Origin of the sequence: Streptomyces sp. NBC_01451 (assembly GCF_036227485.1) — a bacterium.
Classification (GTDB): Bacteria; Actinomycetota; Actinomycetes; order Streptomycetales; family Streptomycetaceae; genus Streptomyces.
In genome coordinates, this window is record NZ_CP109479.1 from 1,966,072 (window position 1) to 1,992,349 (window position 26,278).

18 protein-coding genes are annotated in these 26,278 nt (G+C 71.8%); 4 read left to right on the forward strand and 14 right to left on the reverse strand.

Annotated elements, in window-relative coordinates; all coding sequences use genetic code 11:
- The first annotated feature begins 27 nt into the window (after positions 1-27).
- Positions 28-1,536 (forward strand): LCP family protein, encoded by a 1,509-nt coding sequence (locus OG595_RS08390; RefSeq protein ID WP_329269565.1) that lies wholly within the window; start codon positions 28-30, stop codon positions 1,534-1,536.
- On the opposite strand, the gene OG595_RS08395 is transcribed toward OG595_RS08390, so the two are convergent.
- From OG595_RS08395 to OG595_RS08425, 7 genes are all read right to left on the reverse strand, one after another.
- Entirely contained in the window at positions 1,523-4,063 is a 2,541-nt protein-coding gene (locus OG595_RS08395; RefSeq protein ID WP_443073327.1) for an HAD-IC family P-type ATPase, read from the reverse strand. The two genes, OG595_RS08390 and OG595_RS08395, sit on opposite strands and share 14 nt — an antisense overlap.
- Positions 4,047-4,403, reverse strand: coding sequence for an ArsR/SmtB family transcription factor (locus tag OG595_RS08400; RefSeq protein WP_329269570.1), 357 nt, complete (start codon positions 4,401-4,403; stop codon positions 4,047-4,049). Before OG595_RS08400 ends, OG595_RS08395 begins: the two co-directional genes overlap by 17 nt.
- Positions 4,404-4,412: 9 nt before the next feature.
- Positions 4,413-5,510 carry a LacI family DNA-binding transcriptional regulator gene (locus tag OG595_RS08405; protein WP_329269572.1) on the reverse strand — a complete coding sequence of 366 codons (1,098 nt, stop codon included), beginning with the start codon at positions 5,508-5,510 and terminating at the stop codon, positions 4,413-4,415.
- A gap of 97 nt (positions 5,511-5,607) precedes the next feature.
- Positions 5,608-7,989, reverse strand: coding sequence for a beta-galactosidase (locus OG595_RS08410; protein WP_329269574.1), 2,382 nt, complete (start codon positions 7,987-7,989; stop codon positions 5,608-5,610).
- Positions 7,986-9,746, reverse strand: a complete 1,761-nt coding sequence (locus OG595_RS08415; protein WP_329269575.1) for a glycoside hydrolase family 35 protein — start codon at positions 9,744-9,746, stop codon at positions 7,986-7,988. Before OG595_RS08415 ends, OG595_RS08410 begins: the two co-directional genes overlap by 4 nt.
- Before the next feature lie 798 nt (positions 9,747-10,544).
- A complete protein-coding gene (locus tag OG595_RS08420) occupies positions 10,545-11,039 on the reverse strand; it encodes a hypothetical protein (protein WP_329269577.1) in 495 nt (164 codons plus the stop codon).
- A 109-nt stretch (positions 11,040-11,148) separates the two neighbouring features.
- Entirely contained in the window at positions 11,149-12,027 is an 879-nt protein-coding gene (locus OG595_RS08425; protein ID WP_329269581.1) for an ATP-binding protein, read from the reverse strand.
- A 407-nt stretch (positions 12,028-12,434) separates the two neighbouring features.
- Here OG595_RS08425 and OG595_RS08430 point away from each other — a divergent pair, with 407 nt between their 5' ends.
- The 3 genes from OG595_RS08430 to OG595_RS08440 all read left to right on the forward strand — a co-directional run bounded on the left by OG595_RS08430 (position 12,435) and on the right by OG595_RS08440 (position 14,485).
- Positions 12,435-13,310, forward strand: a complete 876-nt coding sequence (locus OG595_RS08430) for a helix-turn-helix domain-containing protein (protein ID WP_329269582.1) — start codon at positions 12,435-12,437, stop codon at positions 13,308-13,310.
- A 1-nt stretch (position 13,311) separates the two neighbouring features.
- Positions 13,312-13,602, forward strand: a complete 291-nt coding sequence (locus OG595_RS08435) for a DUF397 domain-containing protein (protein WP_443072980.1) — start codon at positions 13,312-13,314, stop codon at positions 13,600-13,602.
- A 67-nt stretch (positions 13,603-13,669) separates the two neighbouring features.
- The gene (locus OG595_RS08440; protein ID WP_189147246.1) at positions 13,670-14,485 is read left to right on the forward strand and encodes an SAM-dependent methyltransferase; all 816 of its coding nucleotides are present in this window, start codon (positions 13,670-13,672) and stop codon (positions 14,483-14,485) included.
- 32 nt (positions 14,486-14,517) lie between these two features.
- Here the strand turns inward: OG595_RS08440 and fxsT (OG595_RS08445) are convergent, their stop codons facing one another.
- The 7 genes from fxsT (OG595_RS08445) to fxsT (OG595_RS08475) form a co-directional block, all read right to left on the reverse strand.
- A complete protein-coding gene (gene fxsT / locus OG595_RS08445; protein WP_329269586.1) occupies positions 14,518-18,378 on the reverse strand; it encodes an FxSxx-COOH system tetratricopeptide repeat protein in 3,861 nt (1,286 codons plus the stop codon).
- 43 nt (positions 18,379-18,421) lie between these two features.
- Complete coding sequence (locus tag OG595_RS08450) at positions 18,422-19,405, reverse strand: hypothetical protein (protein ID WP_329269587.1); 984 nt, start codon at positions 19,403-19,405, stop codon at positions 18,422-18,424.
- Positions 19,402-20,391, reverse strand: a complete 990-nt coding sequence (locus tag OG595_RS08455; RefSeq protein WP_329269589.1) for a MoxR family ATPase — start codon at positions 20,389-20,391, stop codon at positions 19,402-19,404. The genes OG595_RS08450 and OG595_RS08455 overlap by 4 nt, the downstream gene beginning before the upstream one ends.
- Before the next feature lie 5 nt (positions 20,392-20,396).
- The gene (locus OG595_RS08460; protein ID WP_329282729.1) at positions 20,397-21,704 is read right to left on the reverse strand and encodes a toll/interleukin-1 receptor domain-containing protein; all 1,308 of its coding nucleotides are present in this window, start codon (positions 21,702-21,704) and stop codon (positions 20,397-20,399) included.
- A 55-nt stretch (positions 21,705-21,759) separates the two neighbouring features.
- Positions 21,760-22,977 (reverse strand): FxsB family cyclophane-forming radical SAM/SPASM peptide maturase, encoded by a 1,218-nt coding sequence (locus OG595_RS08465; protein WP_329269591.1) that lies wholly within the window; start codon positions 22,975-22,977, stop codon positions 21,760-21,762.
- The gene (locus tag OG595_RS08470) at positions 22,974-23,111 is read right to left on the reverse strand and encodes a hypothetical protein (protein WP_329269593.1); all 138 of its coding nucleotides are present in this window, start codon (positions 23,109-23,111) and stop codon (positions 22,974-22,976) included. Before OG595_RS08470 ends, OG595_RS08465 begins: the two co-directional genes overlap by 4 nt.
- A 191-nt stretch (positions 23,112-23,302) precedes the next feature.
- Positions 23,303-26,272 (reverse strand): FxSxx-COOH system tetratricopeptide repeat protein, encoded by a 2,970-nt coding sequence (gene fxsT / locus OG595_RS08475; protein WP_329269595.1) that lies wholly within the window; start codon positions 26,270-26,272, stop codon positions 23,303-23,305.
- Positions 26,273-26,278 lie beyond the last annotated feature (6 nt).

Consider the following 26,278-nt stretch of genomic DNA (forward strand, 5'->3'; position numbering starts at 1 on the left):
CCAGGGTGAGACGTGAGAAGGGCGCCGATGACCACCAGCACGAGCAGGCCGACCGTACCCGCGCGACATCGGTCCGGCGCGGGCGCCCGGCGGCGCAGGCCGGGGCGGCGCGGACGACTGGCACTGGCGATCTGTCTCTCGCTCCTGCTGCTTCTCGCGGCCGGCGCCGGCTGGGTCTATCTGAAGCTGGACCGTGACATCAAGACCTTCGACGCGGGCGGCATCTCGGACAACCGTCCGGCCGCGGGCTCGTCCAAGGGCGAGAACGTCCTGGTCATCGGCTCGGACGCGCGCAACGACGGCAACGCCGCGCTCGGCGGCGGCGACGTGAACGACATAGGCCGCTCCGACACCGCGTTCCTGCTGCACATCTACGCCGACCACAAGAACGCCGTGGCCGTCTCCATACCCCGCGACACCCTGGTCACCATCCCGCCCTGCCGGCTGCCCGACGGCAAGTGGACGACCGCCCAGCGGGGCGTCATGTTCAACAGGGCCTACTCGGTCGGCGAGACCGCCAAGGGCAACCCCGCCTGCACCCAGAACACTGTCGAGAGCATCACGGGTCTGCGCGTCGACCACACCGTCGTCGTCGACTTCAAGGGCTTCGCCGCGCTGACCGACGTGGTGGGCGGGGTGAAGGTGTGCCTCCCCCAGAAGCTGTACGAACGTGATCTCAGCCCCAAGCGCACCACACGCGGCAAGCTGCTCTTCGACAAGGGCGAGCAGACGGTCTCGGGGCAGAAGGCGCTGGACTACGTCCGGATCCGGCACGGCATCGGCGACGGCTCCGACATCGGCCGCATCAAACGCCAGCAGGCCTTCGTGGCAAGCCTGTTGACGGAGGTGAAGAGCAACGGTCTGAGCCCGACCAAGCTGCTCCCGCTCGCCGACGCGGCCACCAAGTCCCTGACCGTGGACCCCGGACTCGGCTCCGCCCAGAAGCTGATCTCCTTCGCGATGACGCTGAAGGACATCGACCTGCACAACACGAAGTTCGTCACCATCCCCTGGCGGTACCAGGGTTCGCGTGTCGCGATCGTCGAACCCGACGCCAGTGACCTCTGGGCCGCTCTCAAGGCGGACCGCACCCTGGACGGCAAGGACGCGAGCGGCAAGAAGAAGGCCTCGCCGAGCGCCCGTCCCACAGCCTCCGCGACTCCGGTGTCCGGCAGGGGAATCACCGTCACCGTCTACAACGGCACCACCGTCACGGGCCTGGCCGCGAAGGCCGCCGCCGAGCTGACCTCCAAGGGTTTCACGGTCAACGGCACGGCGACCGCGAGCAGCCAGGACCACGCGACGACGGTCATCGAGTACGGCCCCGGCCTCAAGTCCGCTGCCCAGACGGCGGCCCGCGTCTTCCCGGGCGCGGCCGTCCAGCCGGTGACGGCGGCGGGCGTCAACGTCGTCGTCGGCGAGTCGTACAAGGGCGGCTCCACCGCCGCGCCGCAGCCCACCGCCATCCCGAAGGACGTCACCGAGGGGGCCCGTTCGGCGGACGACAGCCTCTGCTCGAACCTCAGCTACGGCTGACCGGGGCGCCCCGCGCCGAGGACCGCCACCGCCGGGCGACGGCGAGGGCACCCCCGTACAGGCCCAGCACGACCGCCACAGGCGCGTAGTACGGCCCCGGCAGCCCCGCCAGCCCCAGCGGCGGGCCGAGCGGGGAGAGGGGCAGCAGGAGCCCCGCGGCGGCGAGCCCGGCCGCCGCCCGCCCGACGGCTCCCGTGACCCGGCCCCCGCCGCCGCGGAGCAGCAGCATCGCCACGGCCTGGGTGAGGAGGTTCTCGGTGAACCAGGCCGAGTGGAAGACAGTCCGGTCGTCCAGGGCGCCGGGCCCGCGCGGCACGAGGGCGAGCACGGCGAAGGTCGCGAGGTCGGCGACGGCGTTGAGCGCGCCGAAGCCGCCGAGGAGGCGCAGGAGGTCCCGGGGGCGCAGAACGGTCGGCCGGGCCAGGGCGCCGGGCCCGGGACGGTCGTGGGCGTACGCCAGTTGGGCCGTGTCGAAGCACAGGTTCTGCGCGAGGACCTGGGCCGGGAGCATCGGCAGGAAGGGCAGCAGGAGCCCGGCGGCGAGCATCGCGGCGACGTTGCCGAGGTTCGAGGAGAGCGTGACGCGCAGATACGTGGCGATGTTGCCGCTGCTGTGCCGGCCGGCCGTGACGGCGTGGGCGACGGCGGCGAGGTCCTTCTCCCCGAGGACGACGTCCGCGCTCCCGCGGGCCGCGCCGACGGCGGCGCGCGGCGCGATCCCGACGTCGGCGGCGAGCAGCGCGGGCACGTCGTTCGCCCCGTCCCCGAGGAAGCCGACGGTGTGTCCGGCGGCCCGCAGCGCGGCGACGATCCGGGCCTTGTGGGCGGGGGCGCAGCCCGCGAAGACGGTCGTACGCCGGACCAGGTCCGCCAGTTCGGCGTCACCGAGGCCGACCACCGTGTCCCCGTCCGCCACCTCCCCCGAGTCGAGGCCCAGGTCGTGGCAGGCGCGGGCGGCCGTGCCCGGACGGTCGCCGGTGAGGATCTTGACGTCCACGCCGAGCGCGGTGAGGTCGCGCAGGGCCTCGGCGGCGGTGGGCGCGAGGTCGTCCCGCAGGGCGACGAAACCCCGGAAGGTCAGGCCGCGTACGTCGGCGGGGGTCCACGCGCGGGCGCGCGCGGGCCGTTCGCGTTCGGCGGTGGCGACGGCGAGCAGCCGCAGTCCGCTCGCCGCCTGCTCGTCGGCGTGCGCGAGAAGGCGTGCCCGCGCGGCGGGGTCCGGTGCGCACCGCTCGACGACGTCGGCGACGGCGCCCTTGACGACGAGGAGGTGGGTCCCCGGCATCCCCCGTACCCGAACCACCGCCGTGGCCGTCCGGCCCACCGGGTCGAAGGGCAGCGCGGCCACGCCGTCGTACCGTTCGTCGGCCGGTCCGGTCGCCGTCAGCAGCGCCTCGTCGAGGGCGTCCGGGGTGGGCGGGTCGGCGAGCTGGAGGGTCCACCAGGCGGCCATGGCGGCCAGGGTGAGCACCTCGGGGTCGTCCCGGCCGTCGGCGTCGGTGGACCGTTCGACGACGGGCCGGTCCCGGGTGAGTGTGCCGGTCTTGTCGAGGCACAGGACGTCGACCGCGCCCAGGTCGTGCAGGGCGGGCAGCCGCCTCACCACGACTCCGTGCGCCCGGGCGAGCCCCGAGGCCCCGCGCGCCAGACATGCGGCGATGACGACGGGCAGCATCTCGGGCGTCAGCCCGACGGCCACCGCGACGGCGAACGGGAGCGTCTCGGGCCCCCGCCCGCGCAGCGCCCCGCTCACCACCAGCACGAGCGGCGGGGCGAGCAGCATGAACCGGATCAGCGCCCAGGAGATCCCGTGCAGCGACCGGTCGAAGGCGTTCCTGCCCCGGGGTGCGACGGCCTCGTGCGCGCCCGCGAAGCGCGTACGCGCCCCCGTGGCCAGCACCAGGGCGGTGGCGCTCCCGGAGGCGACGGCACTGCCCTGGAAGCACAGCTCGGGCCGCTCGAACCCGCCCCGGTCCGCCGTGCCCGGCCGTACGTCCTTCGCGACCGGCGCAGACTCGCCCGTCAGCGGCGCCTGGTGCACGGTCAGCCCGGTCGCGCGCAGCAGCCGTACGTCCGCCGGGACCAGGTCGCCGGGCCCGAGCCGGATCACATCGCCGGGGACGAGTTCGGCGACCGGGATCTCCCGGGTGAGCGGCGGCCCGCCCCCCGGCGGTCGGCGCAGGACCGTAGCGGTGGCGGCGACCAGCTCGCCCAGCCCATTGAGGAAACGTTCCGCCTGATGTTCGCCGGAGGCGCGCAGCACACAGCCGACCGCGACCAGGGACAGGATCACCGCGGCCGTCCCCCAGGCCGTGACGGCCGCGCAGACGAGCCCGAGACAGAGCAGTACGGCGGTGAAGGGGTCGCGGGCGCTCCGTACGAACCGGGCTGCCGGGCCGATCGGCCGGGCGGCCGGAACGACGTTCTCCCCGACCTCCGCGAGCCGCGCCTCGGCCTCGCTGTCGGTCAGACCGCGCGCGAGACCGGCGAGCCGGTACGGCGTCCGGAGGTCAGACCCCACGGAGATGCCGTACGGGGGCGCTGTCGGCCCGGTCGGTCAGCCGCCCGACCAGCAGCCGTACCACGGTGACGATGTCCGGGTCGTCGACGAAGTACACCTGCCGGCGCCCTTCGCGCCGCGAGCGCACGAGCCCGGCGAGTCTCAGTTTGGTGAGGTGCTGGCTCACGGCGGGCAGCGCGCCGCCGACCCGTTCGGCGAGCCCGGTCACATCGCTCTCGCCCTGCGCCAGCGCCCACACGATGTGCAGCCGGGCGGGCGAGGCCAGCAGCCCGAAGGCCCCGGCGGCCTCAGCCAGCACCTCGGCGGACGGATCGTCGAACCCGGCGTTGCCCGTACCTGTCACCACCGCGCCAGTTTAGGACCTGCCCGGCGGGTTCTGGTCCGGTGCGGGACCCGTGCTGCGTCGCACGATGAGGTGGGCGGGGATGACGGAGACCACGGCGCCGGCGTCCGCGCCCGTCTCCTCCCGGCCGTCGATCCGCGCCAGGAGCAGCCGCAGGGAACGGGTGCCGATCTCCTGGAAGTCGGTACGGATGGTGGTGAGCGGGGGCAGCAGATGGGCGGCTTCCGGGATGTCGTCGTAGCCGACGACGCTGACGTCGTGCGGGACCCGGCGGCCGGCCTCGTGGAAGGCACGCAGCGCGCCGAGCGCCATCTGGTCGTTGGAGGCGAAGACGGCGGTGACGGCCGGATCGCGGGCGAGCCGGCGGCCCAGCTCGTACCCGGAGTCGGCGCTCCAGTCGCCGACGAGCGGCTCGGGCACGTGTGCCCCGGCCTTCTCCAGGGTCTCGCGCCAGCTCGCGGCCCGGCGCTCGGCGGACGTCCAGCCGGTCGGTCCGGCGATGTGCCGGACCGTACGGTGGCCCAGGCCCAGGAGGTGTTCGGTGGCCAGGCGTGCCCCGCCCCGGGAGTCGGCGGTGACCATGGGGGTGTCGTCGTCGAGGGCGTTGTCCATCACCACGAGAGGGATGTCGAGGTGGGCCTCGGCGAGCGCCCTGCCGACGCGCCGCTGCGGGGCGATGGCGATGACCCCGTCGGCGCCCTCCGCCGACAGCCGGTCCACGGCCTCGACGACGGTGTTCCGGTCGGCGGTGTCGAGGGCGATGGAGCTGACGAGGTACCCGGCGTCCTGGGCGGCGGTGTTGATCGCGGTGAGCGTGGAGGCGGGCCCGTAGCGGGCCGCGTCGAAGGAGATCACCCCGAGCATCCGGGTCCGTCCGCTGGCCAGCGAGCGCGCACTGCGGCTCGGCCGGTACCCGAGCGACCGCATGGCCTCCAGCACCGACTCGCGGGTCTCGGCCCGTACGGCCGGATTGTCGTTGAGCACCCGCGACACCGTCTGCTTGGAGACTCCGGCCAGCCGCGCCACGTCGTCCATCACCGGCCTCGCGCCCGCGAAGTTGCGCCGGCTGCGTCCCTTGGGGGCAGCGCCGCCACCGGCACTTCGGGTCATGGGGGTCGCATCCTTCGGCTTCGTCTCGTGGCGGTCGTGCCCCGCCCGGCTGGCCCACAGGATAGGCCGCCGGACGGAGGTCACCACCGGAAAGGCCCTACCCTCCGAGCACGTGAGTCCGGACCGTGACCCACTCGACCCGCGCGATCCCGGCCTCCCCCACCGGCAGGGGCACCGGCAGGTGCACGGGTGCGTCGGCGGGGAACGGCAGCACCCTCACCCGCAGCCCGCCGGCGCGCAGCGCGTCGTCCGGCAGCCGGTCGAGGCCGATCTCCCAGACCCGCCCCGCGAAGAACTGGTCGGCGACCAGCGTGTCCCCGACATGGGCGCGGGCCACGTCCCCGGTCCAGTGGATGCGCAACAGCGTTCCGGTGCGCGGGAGTTCCTCCGGTACGTCGATGAGGTACTCGGCGGCGGACGTGTCGAAGTACTTGTCGGCGGGGGCGCCGGCCCGGTCCAGCACACCGGTGACGGTGCCGGGCGCGGGCCCGGCGGGCCGGACGAGGGTCACGCCGAGGGTGCCGGAGCGGCCGGGGCCGCGGTCTTCGCCGGCCGGGAGCGTGTAGCGGGTGAACACCCCGTCGGGGGCCACCGCCGGGTTCCCGCCGGGAGGCCGCTCGGGCGCGGGCAGCACGGCGAACGACGTCTGCGGCGCCGCGCTGTGCAGCCGGACCTCACCGGCCGGCTCGTCGAAGACGACGCCGTCCCCGGCGCCGCACAGGACGAGCCGCTCGGCCCCCCAGGCCACGCCCCGGTATGCGGTACGGGCGGTCGCCGCGTCCAGCACCAGCAGGCCGACCTGTCCGCCGTCCACCGTCCCGACCTCGACGAGGGCGTCCGTCCCGGGCCGCAGTCCGGTGACGAGGAAACGTCCGTCGACGGACTCCACCTGCCCCATGGGCGTGTGCACGTATCTCAACGTCCCGATGTCCAGGGCGAGTTCGACGGGGATCCCGTCCGTGGCAGCCAGCACCAGGACGGTGCGTCCGCCGACGTCGACCGTGCACACCGGCTGGGCGGTGGCCCAGTCGAGCCGGAGTCCGGCGACGTCGAGACGTAACGGCCAGCAGAAATAGGCTCCCTGAGGAACCGTCACCGGTGTGCTGGGAAAAGCCAGTTCCGGCGCGTCCGGGAACTCCACGGTGAACGAGGTGTCCGGGTGGTCCGGCAACGGCTCGTGCGGCTGGTGGTTGTTGACGAAGAGGAAACCGGATCCGCCGTCGCTCCGCACGGCCCACCGCAGTGTCTCCCGGTCGTCCTGCCCGGCCGGCTGCCGCGCGGGCAGCACGGACTCCATGGGTGCGACGCGCTCACCGAAGTCCGCCAACAGCAGGTGCTGGAGGCGCAGTTCGTCGTAGGAGGGCCGGTACTGCCCGTACTCGCCGAGCGGTGCCTGGAAGTCGTACGTCAGGACGGGCAGGTCGTTCGGGTAGTCGGTCGCGTGGGACTCCTGGAGGGTGGTCAGCTCGCCCGCCGGGTTGGTGCCGCCGTGGAACATGTAGTAGCCCTGCCAGACCGAGCCGCACCCGATCTTCGTGAGCCCGAGGGCGCCGATGTCGGCGGCGTCGACACGTGGCCGACGATGGTAGGCCACGGCCATCCCGCCGCCCAACTCACAGGTGGCCCAGGGGAATCGGTCGGTCGCCGCCGGTTCACCACCCCGTACGTGTGTCGGGCGCAGGTCGGCGCCGATGCCCTCGTCGTCGCGCTGATGGGTGAAGAAGAAGTGCTTGCGGCAGGTGTCGGGCCAGCCGCCGTCCCACTCCGTCCAGAAGGTCTCGGTGTAGCCGCCGTAGAGCGGAAGCAGTTCGTCGGGCGGGAGTTGGACCCCGCCCCAGGCCGTCGAGGTCCAGAGCGGGGCGCTCAGCCCGGCCTCCTGCGCCATCCGCTTCAGGGTGAGGAGGTGGCCCGGCTGGTCGTACAGCTCGTTCTCGATCTGGATGCCCACGATCGGGCCGCCGTGCGCCCGGTCGAGCCCCTTCAACTGCTCGGCGATCGCGGTGAACCAGCCGCGTACGGGTTCCAGATAGGCGGGGTCGTCGGTGCGGGGTGCGCGGGTGCGGGCTAGCAGCCAGTCCGGCAGTCCGCCGTTGCGGACCTCGGCGTGGCTCCAGGGGCCGATGCGCGGGATGAAGTCCAGGCCGTGACGGGCGCAGAGTTCGGCGAAGCGGCGCAGGTCGCGGTCGCCGTCGAAGCGGACCCGGCCCTCGATCTCCTCGTGGTGGATCCAGATGAGGTAGCTGGCGACGGCCGTCACACCGGCCGCCTTCATCTTCAGCAGCTCCTCCTCCCACTCCCCCGCCGGGTAGCGGGTGTAGTGGAACTCGCCGGAGACGGGGAACCAGGGACGCCCGCCCCGGGTGAACCAGCGGCTGGTCACCCCGATCGGGTCGGCGACTCCCGGCGCGTCGGAGAAGGGGAGATGGCCGGTGAGCGGGGGCCCTGCGCTCGCGGGGACCCGGAGGAAGTGGCGGGTCATGGCTTCACCGGGCCGAGGTCGGGGGTGTCGGTGAGCAGGGCCTGCGCGGAGGTGGTCGCGGTCAGCTCAAGGAGCAGCAGGTCGTTGGCGCCCGGGCGCAGTACGGGCGCGGGCACGTAGAGGGTGCGCTGCGGTCCGCGGTTCCAGTAGCGGCCCAGGTGGAAGCCGTTGATCCAGGCCTGGCCCTTGGTCCAGCCGGGCAGCGACAGGAAGGTGTCGGCGGCGGTGACGACCTCGAACGTGCCTCTGTAGAAGGTGGGTTGGGCAGCCGGGGTCGCGTCCGAGGGGGCGAAGGGCAGCGCGCTGAGGTCGTCGAGGGTGAGAGGGTGGCTGTCCCAGCCGTGCAGCGCGGTGCCGTTGAAGGCGACCGCTCCGAGGAGCCCCTTGGGGGAACCGATGCGGGGCCCGTAGTTGACCCCGCCCATGTTCTCCACGAGCACGTCGACCGCCGCCCCGGCAAAGGGAATCCGGACCGGCAGGGACTCGTCGTGCCGCTCGCGCTCGAGTACGCCGACGGGGGCGCCATCGACGAAGACCTGAGCCCGGTCGCCGACACCGCCCTCGAAGTGGAGCAGCCCGTCGCCCGCGAGGGGAGCGGTGGTGCTGTAGAGCACGTACCCGGCACGCAGCCCCAGTTCGTCCATGGTCACCGGGTCCTCGGTGCGCACGGGCTTGGCGAGGAGCCCCACGTTGGGCAGCAGGGGCGCCCGCTGCCCCAACTCGACAGTGGTGGGCGGCAGTTTGACGCTAGCCACGGGGACCGGCTCGTCGGGGACGGGGGCGTGGCGGGCGATCACGTCACGGAAGGCGTGGTACTTCGGGCCGGGGTCACCGTTCTCGGTGAGGGCGGCGTCGTAGTCGTAGGACGTGACCATGGGCTGGTAGGCGTGGTCGTGGTTGGCGCCGTTGGTGAAGGCGAAGTTGGTTCCGCCGTGGAACATGTAGATGTTGACGGAGGCGCCCGCAGCCAACAGCCGGTCCAGGTCGGCGGCGGCGTCGGCGGCGTCCCGGGTGTGGTGCTCCTCGCCCCAGTGGTCGAACCAGCCGATCCAGAACTCGGAGCACATCAGGGGCCCTTCGGGCTGATGCGCCCTCAACTGGTCCAGAGACGCGGCGACTTTGCTGCCGAAGGTGCCTGTGGTGAGCACCCCGGGAAGGCTGCCCGCCGCGAGGTGCTCGGGGTTGGCCTGGTCGCAGGTGAAGAGCAACTCCCTGATCCCACGCGAACGCAGGGCCTCCGCGAGGTGTTCGAGATACGCGGTGTCGTCGCCGTACGCCCCGTACTCGTTCTCCACCTGGACGGCGATGACGGGCCCGCCGGACTCCGCGAGGTACGGCAGCAGGGGCGGCAGCAGCAGGTCGAGGTAGCGGTCGATGGCGCCCGTGAACCGGGGGTCGCTGGAGCGCAGCCGGATGCCGGGGTCGGTGGTGAGCCAGGAGGGCAGCCCGCCGCCGTCCCACTCGGCGCAGATGAAGGGGCCGGGCCGCAGCAGTACGTGCAGCCCCTCCGCCTTGGCCAGCCGCAGATACCGTGGCAGGTCGAGGATGCCGTCGAGGGCGAGGGTGCCGGGCTCGGGCTGGTGGAGGTTCCAGGGGACGTACGTCTCGACGGTGTTGAGGCCCATCAGGCGGGCCTTGCGCAGCCGGTCGGCCCACTGGTCGGGGTGGACGCGGAAGTAGTGCATCGCGCCGGAGATGATCCGGAACGGTTCACCGTGCAGCAGGAAACCGTCGGACGTCGTTGTCAGAGCGGGCATGCGGGGGTTTCCCTTCGGTTCGCGGGCTCCAGCCGGGTCGCTGGAGGTGAGGTGATCGGCAGCGGTCGTTCGGTGGAAGACGTTCGGAGGGCGTTCAGTCGAGGGCCTTCGGTGGAGGGCGTTCCGCGGGCCCGCCTCGCCCGGACGAGCCGGAGCGTGGCCGCCGGGCACGGCACCGGACTCCCGCACCGCACCAGCGGCACGGCCCGGGCCCCGAGCCACTCGACGGCGTCATCGAGCGCCGGTCCCGCGGCCACTCCCCGGCCATCGACACGCCGACGACCACGGCATCGGCCCGCCTCGCCCGTGGGGCGGCCCGATGCGGCCGGGGCAGCCCGGTGCGGAGGACCGGCGCGTGTGCGTCAGGCCGACGCCCGCCTCGACGCACACGCGCAGGACATGGAGGGTGACGAAGACGCCGCGTAGGGGGCCCGGGCTGCGGGCGAGCACCTGCCCGCCGGGGTCGCGGGAGGTGCGGACGGGGGCGCGACGGACCGCACCGGGCCAGGGAGACCCCGATCGGCACGATGCCGACGCGGGAGGCGGCCAGGACGACAGGGCCGAGGGCCGGAACGGCCGGGGTCGCACGGGGCGCCGCGAAGGCCCGTCGCCCGGTGACCGACGGTCGTCCGGTGGGTTGATCGGTCACGTGGACTCCCGTCGCCTGTGGTCGAGAACGCGGCTGACCCTCGCCCTCGCGCCGGTGCGGGGACGGCACAAATGTTACCGGTAACATTTGTGCCGTCAAGATCCCCCGAGACCTTTCGCCTCAGGGGATCCGTAAGGGAGTTGGCGGACTCAGCCGCCCGCGCCGGGCGACCAACCGGGAACACGGCCGGCCAGGCGGCAGGCGAGTACGTACAGCGGTATCGGCGGGGTGTACGGGGAGTCGCCCTCGGGGCTGTGGATCAGCCGGGGCCGGGCGGACGGGGACGCCGGCCGGGTGCGCGTCCAGGACGGGTCGGCCGACTGGGCACCGACGACGTAACGGGTGCCGGGCGGCCAGGTGACACCGAGGTCGGATCCGGACGGGACGATCCACCACCAGCGCTGCTCGTCGGCGAAGACGCAGCCGACGCGGGGCAGGGCGTCCATGATCCGCTGCCCGTGCTCAGGGAGCGTACCCACGGCGTCGCAACCGAGGCGGGCGGTCAGCCGGGCGGGGAGGACGAGGTGGCCAGGGCGACCGGCGTGGCCGGAGCGGCCGGAGTGCTCACGCGGGGGCTTCGTCGAGGGGGGCGCGTCGAGCGGCGAGGACGTGAAGCGGGGGGCGGACCGCACGGGGCGAGGCATGAGGGAGGCGTAGGGCGGGTGGGACGAGTGGGTCGCGCAGGACGGATACGCGACCGGGCCGTACGGAGTGTGTGGGCTCTGCGGGCTGTACGTGCTGTGCGGGCGCTGGTCAGGAGCGGGAGTACGGGGGGTGCGGTGCTGGCGTTCCATACGGTCCATGTGAGGCGAGTCCTTCGGCCGAGTGGGGGACGGGCCGGGTGCGGTGCAGGGCCGACGGGTGCCAGAAGGCGGGTGCGGCGGCCTGTATGGCGTGGGGGGCGGGTGCGGTCGGGGGAAAGGCGGGTACGGGTGCGGCGGCGTGGGCGGGGGGAGGAGTCGGGGGGAGGACGTCGGTGGATCCGGCCGGGGCCGGTGCGTCCGGCTCGACGACGGCGCTCTCGGCGGCCGACGCGCGCTCGGCGGGAGCCACTCCCGCGACCGGCGCCGGCATCTCGGCAGGAACCGTCGCTGCGGCCGGCGCCGATGCCGTGACCGGTACCGATGCCGTTGCCGATGCCCCGGCCGTTGTCACCGCCGTGGCCGTTGTCGCCACCGTGGCCGGCGCCGATGCCGTGGCCGGCGCCGATGCCGTGGCCGGCGCCGCCGGCGGGACGGTGTCGGCCGACTTGGCCTGCTCCGTGAGGAGTTCGGCCCAGACGACACGCCCGGAACCGTGCGGGGCGTCGCGGACGCCCCAGTCGCTGCTCAGCATCCCGACCAGCAGGAGTCCGCGTCCGCACTGCTCGTCGGGGCCGGGCCTGCGCTGGGCCGGCAGGGTCCCGCCGCGGTTCTCGTCCTCGACCTCGAGGTGCAGCCGCCCGGCGGAGAGGTGAAGCCGGCACACGATCCGCTCGCTGGCGGTGTGGGTGAGGGCGTTGGTGACGAGCTCGGAGGTCACCAGAAGGGCGTTGTCGGAGGTGTCGGTGTCGACCCCCCAGGTGTCGAGCAGCTCGCGCACCTTCCGGCGGGCGGCGCTCACGGAGGCGGGAGTCGCGGGCAGACCGAACATGTCCGACTGCGGAGAGTGAGGAAGGTGGTCCGGGTGATCGGGGTGGGCCGCGTGGCCGGCAAGCCGGCCGCTGGGCATTCGGCCGAGTGGCTGGGGGAGGGAGGGCGGAGCCATCGCCGTTCGCCTTTCGTTGCCTGCGCACCCTGGCCGGTGCGACACCGCCCCGAATGTGATCCGCGAGCAGGTCAACCCGCATCAAAACAGCGCAGGTTGCGGCCCCTTCTCCCCCAACTGGGCCGTTCAATCTCGTCGTTCACCGTTTCCGGGAAGGTACGAACACTGTGACACCTGACAACAACGGCTCGCAACCAGCAAGTTGAAATTTGCAATTTGTGGGGTGCATGCTGCTCCCGTCGAAAGATGATCGTGACAGACTGCAACCCTGAGCCCGGTGTGAGGGGGTAGGCGTGACCGCGGAGACCGACTGGGGCGGCGCCCCCTCCGTCCTGCGCATGATCCTCGGCAGACAGCTGGAGGAGCTGCGGACGCGCGCCGGTCTCACGTTCGAGGACGCGGGTGTGGCGATCGGCGTCAGCCACTCCACGATCCGCAGGATGGAAGCGGCCAAGGTGGCCCGGCTCCGCCTGCCGGACGTCGAGAAGCTGCTGCAGACGTACGGGGTGACGGACCATCAGGAGATCGACACGTTCCTGAAGTCGGTCCGCGAGGCCAACAAGCGCGGCTGGTGGCACAACTACCGGGACGTACTGCCCGACTGGTTCGCCGCGTATCTGAGCCTGGAACAGGCGGCGTTGCAGATCCGTGCGTACGAGGCGCAGTTCGTGCCGGGTCTGTTCCAGACGGCGGACTACGCGCGGGCGCTGCTGGGCGCCGGCAATCCGCACGGCTCGTCGGAGGCGACGGACCGCCGGGTGGCGCTGCGCCTGCGCCGCCAGGAACTGCTCACCCGCCCGGCGCCGCCGCGGGTGTGGATCGTGATGGACGAGACCGTGCTGCGGTGGCCGGTCGGCGGTCCGGAGGTGATGCGCGCGCAGATCGACCATCTGATCGCGATGAACGCGCTGCCCCATGTGACCCTGCAGATCATGCCGTTCGGCAACGGCCCGCATCCCGCGATGCGGGCCGGAGCGTTCCATCTCTTCCGGTTCAGGGCACCCGAGTTGCCGGACATCGTCTATCTGAGCGGTCTGGTCGGCGCGGTGTATCTCGACAAGGGCGACGACGTCGTCGTCTATCGAGAGGCTCTGGACCGGTTGGGCGCGCAGTCGGCGCCCGCCAGAAAGACCGAGGCCCTCCTCGGTGCGATTCGCAAGGAGCTCTGACATGCACCACCCCACGCACCCCCATCACACGCACGCCCACCCCAACCACTCCGGCCACTCCCACCCCGTACGCAACGGCATGCCGGCCCGTGAACTCGGTTCCCGGGGCTGGTCCAAGCCGTGGAGCGACGACGCGGGCGGTGCCTGCGTCGAAGTGAAGAAGCTCGCCGACGGCCGGGTCGCCGTCCGGCAGTCGACCGACCCCGACAGTCCGGCCCTGGTCTTCACCCCGCACGAGATGACGAGTTTCCTGGCCGGCGTCAAGGCGGGTGTCGCAGACTTTCTGCTCTGAACTGGCTTGATTTTACTGAGACTTGAATGACTCGGCTCAGACTCACGACCTGTATGGGAGGGGCCCCGTGCCCGACAACGGATGGCCGGCCGACCGAATCGACACGGAGAACGCACACTCCGCGCGGATCTACGACTACATCCTCGGCGGCAAGGACTACTACCCCGCCGACAAGGAAGCGGGCGACGCCATGTCGCACGAGTGGCCCGCCCTGCCGATCCACATGAAGGCCAACCGCGACTGGATGAACCGTGCGGTGGCCTACCTCGCCAAGGAGGCGGGCATCCGCCAGTTCCTCGACATAGGCACCGGCATCCCCACCTCCCCCAACCTGCACGAGATCGCCCAGTCGGTGGCCCCCGAGTCCCGGGTGGTCTACGTCGACAACGACCCGATCGTCCTCACTCTCTCCCAGGGCCTGCTGGCCAGCACGCCTGAGGGCCGGACGGCGTACATCGAGGCCGACTTCCAGCACCCGGAGGCCATTCTCGACTCCCCCGACTTCCGCGAGACCCTCGACCTGACCAAGCCGGTCGCCCTCACGGTGATCGCCATCGTCCACTTCGTCATGGACGAGGACGACGCGGTGGGCATCGTCCGCCGTCTCCTCGAACCCCTCCCCTCGGGCAGCTACCTGGCGATGACCATCGGCACCGCCGAGTTCGCCCCGGAGGAGGTGGGCCGGGTCGCCCGCGAGTACAAGGCCCGCAACATGCCGATGCGCCTGCGTACGTTCCCGGAGGCGGAGGAGTTCTTCGAGGGCCTCGACCTGGTCGAGCCGGGCATCGTCCAGGTGCACAAGTGGCACCCGGACGCCACGAGCGGCGAGGGGATCAGGGACGAGGACATCGCCATGTACGGGGCGGTGGCCCGGAAGCCGTAGGGCGCGGTGACCCGGCGGCCGGAGTGCACAGGTCACTCCGGCTGCGGTTCGAAGTCCCAGCACGGGCGTTCACCCTGGCGCACCGCCAGGGTGAACGGGCTGTCGGCCCCCAGCGCCTCGACGAGCTGCCCGAGCGTCTCCTGCCGCAGGCGGTCGGCCGCGTCGGTCTGCCGCAGGGAGCGCAGGTCGGCGGCGAGGGCGGCCTTGCAGAGCAGGGTCAGCGGATGCGTACTGCCGAGGGCTCGCGCCGTACGTTCCATGGCGTCCTTGCTGCGGCGGGCGGCGCCTTCGTGGTCCCCGGCCAGGCTGCGGGCGCCCGAGACGTTCAACGCACACCCCAACGACCAGGGGTGATCGGTGCCCATCGCGGCCACCATGCCCCGCTGTGCCTGTTCGGCGACGCGGAGCGCCTGGTCCCGGTCCCCCGACTCCCACAGGGTGAGGCCGACGTTGCCGGCCGTGCCCACCGAGAACGGATGGGCGTCTCCGAGCAGGTCCGCGTAGTCCCGCGCGACGGTGTCCGCGAGGGTCCACGCGCGCTCCACATCGTTCTGCTCCCGCAGCAGGGACGCGTAGTCGGCCACCACGAAGAGCGCCGCGGGATGACGTGGGCCGTGGAGCTGACGGGCCAGCTCCACCACCTCCCGCATCAGCTCGTCCGCGCGGGACAGCCGGCCCGATCGCCGCAGGCACAGTGCGTGGTTGTGCTCGGCGATCATGGAATTGACGCTGTACCGGCCCATGACCGCGTGGTAGTCCCGCACATTGACGACCTGCCGGTCCAGGGCCTCGGCGTAGCGGCCGAGCAGCCGCAGGGTCCAGCAGCAGCGCATCTCGGTGTACAGCGTCTGGTGGTGATGCCGGCCGATCTGCTCGCGCCGCCGCGACGTGAGCGCGGTGTACCCGTCGAAGGACTCCTGGTACCGGCCGAGCAGGGCAGCGGCGTTGGCGAGATTGGAACGGGCCTGACTGCTCGGCACGTCGTCGTCCGGGCCGGACGACCGGTACACGTCGTGGAACAACTCGTACGCCTCGCGGTACACACCCAACGCGACCAGCGTGCCCCCCAGCCCGTTCTTGGCCCGCAGGAGAGCAGGGTCGTCGTCCGGCCGCCGCACGGACAACCGCTCGACAACCGCCCGTCCCACCGCTTCCGCCTCGCGGTAACGTCCGGTCCTGCGCAGCATGTTCGCGTGCTGATGGGTGAGGATGAGCATCTCGCTGCTGTCGGGCGCCATCCGGCTGTGCCACCGTGCGATGGTCAACTCGCACAGCCACAACCCGGTACGTGCCTCACCCCGGCCGCGGAGGTAGTTGACGCAGTTCAGCACCAGTTGGAACACCAGCTCGCGCCTGCTGTCCAGCGCTCCGGAGATCTCCAGGTGCGGTATCAGCTCGCCGTAGCGCGACCACGTACGGGTGTCGAGAGGGTCGCCCGGGTCCGCGGCCGCCAGGGTGTCGCAGGCGACCCGGGAGAGCAGATCGCGCTCGTCCTCGCCGAGGCCCTCCCGCAGCAGCGAGTGGTAGAGGCGGTGCACCTCCGCCCGCTCCACCCCGTCCTCCCCGAAGACCAGCCGCACGGCCGACGTCTCGGCCAGCCGCAGCACGGCCTCGTCCCAGGCCCGCCGGTCGGCCGCCAGTGCCGCGATGCGCGGCGGCAGACTGGCCGGGCGTTCCCTCCACAGCAGTCCCACCGGGACGGCGTCCGGCGAGAAGCAGGTGAAGAGCTTCAGGAGTTCGGCGGCGGCGGGATGGTGTTCCTGGAGCGAGGCCAGGGTGATCGACCAACTGCTCTCCAACGCCCGCGGGTACCCGGCCGCCGCGCCACCGGTGACGGGTTGGTCCAGCCGGCCGCGGTGGGCGTCGTGGACGAGGTCCAGATACTCGGCGACCGGCATGGGGTTGGCGTCCAGCCAGGCCGCCGTGTGGGACAACAGCAGCGGCAGATCCTGCACCGCTTCGGCGAGCAGATCGGCCTCGGCGAGATTCAGCCGGGAGGCACGGCTCCTGGTGTACGCGATCGACTCCGCGCGGGAGAAGGGCGGTACGTCGATGCGGTGGACGCGTTCGTTGTCGGCCCACGCCGGGCTGTTGGACGTGATGAGGACGTGCCCGGCGCCCTCCGGCAGCAGGTCCTCGATCTCGGTCATGTCGTCGGCACGGTCCAGGACCAGCAGCCAGCGGTGGTACGGCTGCCCGATACGCAGCGCGGCCTGGACCGCACGGATCCGGTTACCGATGCCCTGCCCGGCGGTGAGGCCCAACTTCGGTGCCAGTTCGGCGAGTTGCTCCCGGGCCGTGCCCTGGAATCCCGCGCTGATCCACCACACCACGTCGTAGACGTTGCCGTACCGGTGCACGTACTCGGTGGCCGTCTGGGTCTTGCCCGTACCGGACGGTCCGAGCAGCACACAGCGGTGGTGGTCCGCCGCACCGGGTTCCGGGCCCGGGGCGAGCAGCGTCTGCCTGGTCCGGGCGAGCAGGGCTTCGCGGCCGGTGAACCGAGGGTTGCGAAGCGGGGCGTTGGAGACGGCGGGTGCGGTGCCGGGGAACCGGAGGTCGGCGGTGCGACGGTCGCCGTTTCCGGTTCCGGTGGCCGACAGCGAAGCACCGAGGAGGGTGAACAGGCGGTGCACGGCCTCGCGTTCGTCGACTCCGCGCAGATCGGCGAGCGGCAACGCCCGCAGGGCTGAAGGCCGTTCGCCCGCGCCGACAAGCACCGCCGCCAGCTGCCCCGGCCAGTCGGCGGCGGCCTCGGGCAGGGCTGCGTTCCACTCGTCGTCGCCGCGCCCGCCGAGCCGGCAGTCGGTGTCGCCCAGGACGAGGAGCGTCCGCCCCGGTCCGCGCAGCAGCTCCCCGAGTTCGTCCCACAGCACCCGACCCGGATCCGGGTGCCACGCCACCGCCGTCACACCGAACCCGGCGTCCCGCGCCTGGTCGGCGACCCAGGCACCCCAGGCCTGGCTGGCACCGGTGTGGGCGACGGTGATCCGCCGGTCGGGCGCGGCGGACCGCTGCAACCCTGCCGGGCGTTCCGGCAGAGGGCTGGGGGCGGGCAACTCGTAGACGGCGCCGTCGGCCGCGAGCAGTCGGACCGGCCCCCAGCCGACTCGTTCGGTGGCGGTGGCTCCCCTGCTCACCAGCAGGGTCCGGGACAACGGTTCGTCGAGCAGGTCCAGCACTCTGGGGTCGGTGTCCGGCACCTCGATGGTGAAGCCACCCACGCCGTCGGCCCGTTCGCCGAGCAGCAGATCCGGGCCGTACCGGCGCACCCGGAGCGGTACCCGGGGCAGTCGGGCCGCGATCAACCCGATGTCGGTCACCGAAAGGCGCTCCGGAAGGTCGGGCCGAAGACTCACTCCGGACAACCGGGCGCTGGTGACCGTGGCGAGCTGCCAGGCGGTGGTGGTACGGCGGACCGGATCGGGCAGCCTTGGCCAGGCACCGGCGAACCAGCGGGCGACCCCGTCCCGGCCCTGCTCGACCAGGGCCCGCAGCGCGGGTTTCAACGCGCGTTCGATGGCCAGGTCGGCACCCGCGGCGTCCCGGACCGCGAGCCAGGTGGCCCACTCCTCGGCGAACAGGGCCGGCGAGCGGTCCTTGTGCAGGCGTTCGATCACGGACCACAGGGTGTGCACGGGTGCCCCGGACGGTGAACCGGCGAGCCGGTCGGCGAGTTCGGCACGCAACGACGGCAACAGGTCGCCGCGGAGCGAGACATAGCCGTACCCGCGTCGCTCCACGAGGTTCCCGAACCACAGGTCGACCTCGGCGGACACGTCGAGCAGGGGAGCCACCGTGATCCGCACCGCGCGCATCAGATCGGGCTCGATACGGCTCGCGACGCTCAGCAGAACGGCGAGTTCATGACCCTGCCGGGCCGGGGGGCTCATCGGGAACCGGCCCGGACCGGCGCCCGGACCCGGGCGGGGAGCCTCATCGCGCCCCCCTGACAACCCGTCCCACAGTGGTCCCCCGGTCCCAGACCACCACCCGCATCAGGGACTGCCACCACGACGGCCAGAGCCGTTCGGGAAGCGGCACCAGAGCCACCGTGTCGCAGCCGTGCTGTCTGATCCGGAGCAGGATCTCCCGCCATTCGCGTTCGGTGCTGCGATGCGGGTCGAACACCGGGCCGACCTTGCCGAGGCCGGAGAGGATCAGTACCCGGGTGCCGTGCTGGGGCGGCCGGTAGGGCCGCCAGGTGCCGCGTGGGCCGGCGCCGACGCCTCGCGACGGGCAGTCGGCGAAGCGCAGTACTCGTGTCCCGGCGACACCGACCAGACTGCGGACCTGGTCGATGACGTCCTCGACGTCCCGGGCGAAGGGTTCCGTCGAGGCGGAGATGTCGGCGAGGATCTGCACTCCGTAGCGCAGGGTGGGCAGGGGACGGCGCGGGATCTCGTCGAGCGGCAGTCCGCGGGCCAGGTGGTCGGCGGCCCGTTCGACGTCGAGGTCGCCCTCGGACGTGACGCGGGCGAGAGCCGCGTGGAGCACGGCCGCGGTCGAGCGGGGTGCGAGGAGCGGCAGGTGCGGGGGCGCGGCGGCTTCGGCCATGGGGGTGGACCGGGGAGCGGGCAGCGGGTCGACGGCCCACCCGGTGCGGCGCGGTGGCCGGTGGCCGACGGGGACGAGCAGGGTGGACTCCTCGTCGGCGCGCGCGGGCCTGGCGGCGTCGGGTGGTTCGGCGTACGACCGCGGGTCCCCGCCGTCGGTGGGGCCGCTCCCGCCCGGCGCGGGAGCCGGCTGCGGCAGGACCACCACGTCCGTCGGCGGTTCGGCGGGCGGTGCGGGTCCGGTGCCCGGGCCGAGGCCGAGGAGGGCGGCCACGCGTTCCCAGCCGGCCCTGTCGGTCATGCCGAGAGTCGTGGCGGCGCGGGCCACATCGCCGAGCCAGATCTCGCGCGGCAGCGGCCTCACCACTCGTCCCCCGCGATCTGCTGGCGCTTGATGAGGACGCAGTTCTTCAGCCACTCCCAGCGTTCGCTGCCGAGGCCGATGCCCAGGGTGAGGCAGGCGCGCAGCGCGTCCAGGAACTCGGCGGTGCTGGGTTCGCGCAGCCCGATGGTCATCGCCTGTTCCCGTACCTTGCCCAGTTCCACGGCGAGCGCCTCGGCCAGCCGCAGTTCACCGTCACCGGCGCTCCCGGGCCAGGTCTTCATGTGCTCCTGGGCGATCCGGACCAGACTCGGCACGTCGTGATCGGGAAGTGTCTCCACGACGCACCGCCGGAGAAAGGCCTGCGGAAGCTCCCGCTCGTCGTTGGTCGTGATGACGACGAGATGCCGGGAGAAGCGCGGGTCGACCTCTCCGGTGGGCCGCTCCAGCCTCACCTCGGTGCCGGTCTCCATGACGGTGAACCGGTGCGAACCCAGCGGCACCAGAAGGCTGTTGGGTACGTCGGGATCGGCCTTGTCGATCTCGTCGATGAGGACGACGGCGTGATCGGGACTCCGGCCGGCGTTGACGTCGGCGGCCGGGTCCAGACACTCGGTCCCGGCCACCCCCTGTCCGGCCGGCCGCCCCCGCCGTCGCGCGGACTGGGGCGCCAAGGCCCACCACAGCACGCCGGGTTCGACGTACGAGGCGTCGTCGAGACCGACGGCCCCCTGCCGGTGTGCCTGCGCGTCGGCGAGCCGGCGGACACTGTCGTAGCGCCACAACAGTTCGGTGGACCGGGTGGCGTAGGTGATGACGTGGTCGTAGTAGCGCCAGCCGCGCTGTCGGGCGATGAAGGGCGCCAGGGACGACTTGCCGGACCCCGGTCGGCCGCGCAGGAGCAATGGCCGTCCGGTGGCCAGGGCCACCATCACCGCCTCGTCGATGCGCGGGGACATCACGTAGATCTCGCCGTCCCCCCGGTCCGGGCTGAGGAAGGCTCCCTCCGGGCTCCGGTGCTCCGCCATCGGGCTCATCCCCTCCCCCGGGACCGCCCCGGCCTGCCGTCGTCGCCGTCCCTGCCGTGCCCCCAGTCGTTCAGCATCCCGGAGGCGACCCTGATCGCGATGCGCTCGTCGTCGGCCCCGAACGGCGGCACCAGCAGCAGGGCGTCCGCGAGCCGTCCGGGTCTGGGGTCGTCGTCCGTCAGTTCGTCCTGCGGAATCAGAAGGACGTGCAGCCAGGGAATCTGACCGTGCAGCCAGTCGACGACGCGCTCCGCCTCGTCCAGGGAACAGTGTTCGGCGAAGATCACGACGTAGGTGTCGCAGTTCGGCAACTGCGGGGCGCTCGACAGCGGTTCCCGGTCGGTCATCCCGAACCGGGCCCTGATGGTCCGCTCGCACCGGTAGCGGAGCTCCTCCTCCGGGTCCTCCTCGCCCGGGGGCGGCGCGTTCACGACGATGGGCCAGTAGCGGCTGTAGTCCATGCAGAAGGCCCGGCCCAGGTAGTACTCCCCGGTGTCCGGGTTGCGCACGCTGAGGACGACCGTGCGGGGCCCGGAACCGTTGTCCTCCGGCAGCACGTGCCGGGCGGAGGTGGCGTCGATCCAGACCGGCAGCACCAGATGGACGAGCTGGTCGAGAGCCGTGCTGTCCATGTGCCGGGCGACCTCCCCGATGGCGTTGCGCAGTGCCACGGCGTCGTGCGTGTGGAGCATCTGCGCGGCGAGGAAGCCGCAGCTGACATCCGTGACCGGAGCCCCGGCCAGATGCCGGTCGTGCATCCCGAGGGCACGTCCCATCCGCGCGAGCCGGCTCATCGTACGTACCTGGCTCAGCTGCGCGGTGATGTCCTCGGCCCAGCGCTGCACGGGGTCGTCGTCCTCGGGCATGGCCGGCAGCGGCGGGAACGCCCGGACGATGACCGCCGCGGCCTCGGCCGGGTCCGGCGGCTCCTTCTCGGCGTCGCCCGCCCCGGTCCGCTGCACGAGCTGAAGGGACATCAGATCCTCGAACCCGGCTCCGTCCAGGTCCTCGGGGGTCACGTCGCCGACGGGAGCGGGAAGGACGAAGAACGACCTGTTGAAGTGGTGCCGCCACATCAGGATGTCGACTTCCCGGTGCACCCAGAACGACCCGAGCGCCGAACGGTTGAGCAGGACCACAGCGGCCCGGCACTCCAGCAGCCACTCGTACAGCCGCGGATGCCATTTCTCCCCGGCCGGAAGTCCGTCGGTGTCGACCAGGACGTCGTATCCGCGCTCACGCAGCCCGTGTACGACCTGTGAGCGCACCGCCGTGGCGTAGGAGTCACCGCGCGTGCTGTGGCTGATGAACACCTTGTTCAATCCCCCGCCCCCAGTCCCCCAGTTCTAAGGGGATTCTGACGGCGACTCAGCGCTCCCGCAATCGTGCGTCACCGACGGCCGCGCTGAGCCGCCCGGCGATGTGCCTGATCAGATGGTCCAGGTCCTGGCAGTAGACGGACGGATTCAGGAATCCGGAGTCGGCCCGGAACCGGTGGGCGTAGTTTCCGCCCCCGCACACCTCAACAAGCGGACAGTCCCTGCACGTTGACGAGAGCGCGGCGAGGCCGAGCTGCCGCGCGGCGATGCCGGGATGGTCGAGCGCCAGGTCGAAGGGGTGCCGAAAGACGTCGAATCCGGTGACGGGAGCGCCCGCGTACGTGGTCTTGAGCGAGTCGACCTGCTCGATCGCCCCGTCGGTGTCGACGACAACCGCGACCACGGGCGACGTCCCGACCGCCTCTGTGGCACTGGGCAGCCCCATGAGCAGCCCGATGATCTCGGTGAACAGCCGAATGGCCGTACGCACCCGCCCGGCGTCGAACCACTGGTCGAAGACGGTGGCCAGCCAGCGGCCGTAGAGCGCGGGGTCACCGGCGCCGGACGGCGGCGCGGTCCAGTTGGCGTGCGGCAGCAGCAGGTCGAGGCTCGGCGGCGCGAACGTCAGCAGCGACTCGTACACCTCGACGGCGTCCGTCGAGGGGTCGATGGTGCAGAGAATTCCGGCATACGAGTCCGGGTGCCTCCGGAGGATGCGTAACCCGCGGGTGGCGGCGGGCCAGGCGGGACGCCCCCGGCGGTCCACACGGCCCTTGTTGTGCCGGGCCAGCCCGCCGTCGAGACTGACCCCGATCCTGATACCCGCGTCGGCGAGTTCGCGGACGACCGCGTCGGTGAGCAGGGTCCCGTTCGTCTGCATGGTGACATGCACCCGGCACGACTCACCGGCCCGTTCGGCCACGGCCCGTCGCACCGCGGCGACGTACCGGACGAGAAGTCCGGTTCCGGACAGCAAAGGTTCTCCGCCGTGCAGATTGACATGCACGTCGTGCAGTTGATGAGCCTCGGCATGCTCGCCGATGCGCCGGGCTGCGGCGTCCATGACCCTCGCCGGCACGGCACGCGGACGCTCGCGCCAGCTCTGGTCGGGGCCCTCGTAGACGTAGCAGTAGGTGCAGGCGAGGTTGCAGCGGCTGTGGACCTTCAGCACGAACTGCTGGAAGGGGGTGGGGACGGCGCCGACGGCAAGCCTGACCGCCTGGACGTCCAGCCCCTGGACGGGCCACACGGCCGGTGCCGCTGTCACCGGATCAGGGACGGCCGCTCGACCGGGACGTAGGGCGCGTCCTCGTAGAACGCGCCGCGCGCCGGGGAGCCGACCCGCCACAGAAGAGTCCCGGCCACCTCGGCCAGGACGGGATACTCGGTATCCGCAGCCAAGATGGCCAGATCCAGACCGTCGAAATCCGGCAACGACTGGTTGGTTCGAAACGAGGCGCTCGGAGAAGACGCCACGCCCTGAGGAACAGGCAAGCCTTCTCCAGGTTAGATGGAAAATCGCGCGTGTGACGGGCGTGACCCTAGCAGCCTGTCGACGGTGTGTCACATGACGCACCGGTAACGTGAATCGGTCATGTCGGCTGCGGTTCGAAGTCCCAGTAGGGGCGGTCCCGGCGGCTCACCGCCTTGGTATGGGGATGGCCGGAACCGTACTTCTCCGTGAGGGCGTGCAGGGCCTCCTGTTCCAGCCTCGCCGCCTCGTCACCCCGTCGCAGCGATCGCAGATCAGCGGAGAGCGCGGCCTTGCAGGACAAGCTCAGAGGGTGGTTCTCGCCGAGGACCGCTGTGGCCCGTTCCAGGGTCGCGGCGCTGAGCTGCGCGGCACCTTCCTCGTCTCCGGCGTAGTTGCGGGCGCCGGAGAGGTTGAGGGCGCAGCCGAGGGACCACGGGTGGTCGGCGCCGACCCCTGCGGCCATCCCGCTCCAGGCGGTCTCGGCGATCCTCAGGGCTTCCTCGCGCTCACCGTACTTCCACAGGACGAGGCCGATATTGCCTGTTGTACCGATCGAGAAGGGGTGCTCGGGCCCGACCAGGTCGTGGTAGCCGTTGGCCACCACGTCGGCCAGTTTTCGCGCCTCGTGCAGATCTCCGTGTTCGCGCAGGAAGGTGGCGTAGTCGGCCTGGGCGTGCAGGGTGTCGGGGTCGCGCGAGCCGCGCTTGCGGAGGCTGCGTTCCACGACGCGCAGCATGGAGCGCTTGGCGTTGTCCAGGTCCCCGCCCCGGCGAAGGCACAGTGCCAGGTTGTGCTCGGCGAGGAGGGTGTTCGGGTGCCATTGGCCCACGCCCTCGGAGAACAGCCGGTGGTTGCGCCGCTGCCGGGACGTGGCCTCGGCGTGGTCGCCGAGGAGGCGGAGGGTCCAGGCGTAGTAGAGCCCTGAGATCAGCGTCTTGCGGTGGGACTCGCCCAGTTCCTTCTGGCGCGCGTCAAGGATCTTCCGGTGCAGTGCGGACGCCTGCCGGTACTGGCCCAGCAGCACCAGCGACAGAGCGAGGTTGGACTTCTCCTGGAAGTCCTTCTGGGGGTCGACGCTGTCGATCTGCGCGGCTGCTTCGAAGAGCTGATGTGCCTCCCGGTATCGGCCCAGGACGTTCAGGGTGCCGCCCAACCCGTTCTTCGCGCGGAGCAGTTCGGGATCGTCGGCCGTCCTGACCTCGGCCAGCCGGTCCACGACGGCGCGCCCCACGGCCTCGGCCTCGTTGAGACGTCCGACGCGACGCAGCATGTTGGCGTGCTGGTGGGTCAGCTGGAGCATGTCGGGGTCGTCCGGTGCCAGACGGCTCCGCCAGCGGGCCAGGGTCTGTTCGCAGAGCGCGAGTCCGTCCCGGCCCTCCTCACGTGATTTCAGGTACTCGACGCAGTTCAGGACCAGTCTGCGCACTACCGGCCTGGTGCTGTCGAGCGCCCCGGAGGTCTCCAACTGTGCGAGCAGATCGGCGTATCTGGGCCATTGCTCGGCGTTGCCGGGATCCCGCGGGTCGGCACCGGCCAGCACCTCGCAGGCCACGAAGGACATCGTCTCCCGACGCTCCTCCGGCAGGGTGCTGGTCAGGAAGCTGTGGTACAGCCGGTGCATGGTCGCGCCTCCCACTAGGGGTTCGCCCTCCGACGAACTCTCGTAGGCGAGTTGTACCGCAGTGGACTCCGACAACCGCTGCAGCGCGGAGTACCAGCGGATCGGGTCGGCCGCGAGAGAGGCGAGATGGCTGGGCAGGTGGGACGGGTGGGCGGTCTGGATGAGGTGCACCGGAATGGCGTCCGGCGAGAACAACGCGAACAGGCGGAGCAGCTCGGAAGCCTCCGGGTAGTTCGCCTCCAGGGTGTTGAGCGTGATCGACCAGCTGGTCTGGAACCCCATGGGGTAGTCGTCCGAGATACGGATGCCGATCTGGTTGGCCCCGCCCTTGCTGATCAGTTCGATGTAGTCCTTGGCGGGCATCCTGTTCGCGTCCAGCCAGGCGGCCGTCTGGGCCAGCAGCAGCGGCAGGTCCTGCACGGCGTCCGCGAGCCTGTCGGCGTCGTGCTCGGTCAGGCGGGGGGCGCGGCGGCGGACGTACGCGATCGACTCCTCCCGGATGAACGGCAGGATGGGGATCTCCGAGAGGCGGCCCGAGGTGGCCCAGTCCTGGGTCAGTGTCGTCACCAGAACATGGCCGTTGCCCTCCGGCAGCAGATCCTCGACCTGTGCCATGTCGTCCGCGCTGTCGAAGATCACCAGCCAGCGTCCGTGCGGTTTCCCGGTGCGCAGCGCCTCGTGCACGGCGCGGATCCGCTCACCCGGTTCCGAGCCCACCCACAGCTGCATCCGGGGTGCCAGATCGGCGAACTGTTCGCGGGCGGTGGCGCGGAACCCGGCGTTGACCCACCAGACGACGTCGTAGTTGTTTCCGAACCTGTGTGCGTACTCGATCGCGATCTGGCTCTTGCCCACGCCCGAGATTCCGCGCAGCGCGACTCTGGAAACGCCGTCCCCGTCCCGGTTCAGCCGGGAGTGCAGTTCGTCGAGCGCCCAGTCACGACCGGTGAAACGAAGGTTCCGCCGGGGGATGTTGACCACGGCCGGCGGATCGTTGGGGAATCGCGGGGCTGGGCCACCGCCCAGCGGCGTCTCCACGGCCGGCAGTCCCAGCCGGACGAGAATGCGCCGCCTGGCCTCACCGGAGTCCAGGTCCCGCAGGTCGACGGGGAGCAGGCGCTCGCCGCCGGGCGGGATGGCACGGGTGGCCACACTGACCGCGGCGAACCGGTCCTCGTTCTCCGGGACCACCTCGCGAAGGGCGGTGATCCACTCCTCGTCGCTGCGCGGCCCCAGGTTGAAGTACCAGTCGTCCAGAACGAGCAGAATCCGCCCGGGCGCGTCCAGCAGACTGCGCAGCGCCCGGGTCAGCGACACACTGACGGGCGGGTCCCAGCGCAACAGTGTCGTCCGATGGCCCAACTGCTCCAGCTGGTGCGCGATCCAGGTGGCCCACGGCCGGTTGAACCCCGCGTAGCTGATGACGTAATGGCCATGGGACCCGGCTCCCCCGGCCCGGTCCGCCATGAGATC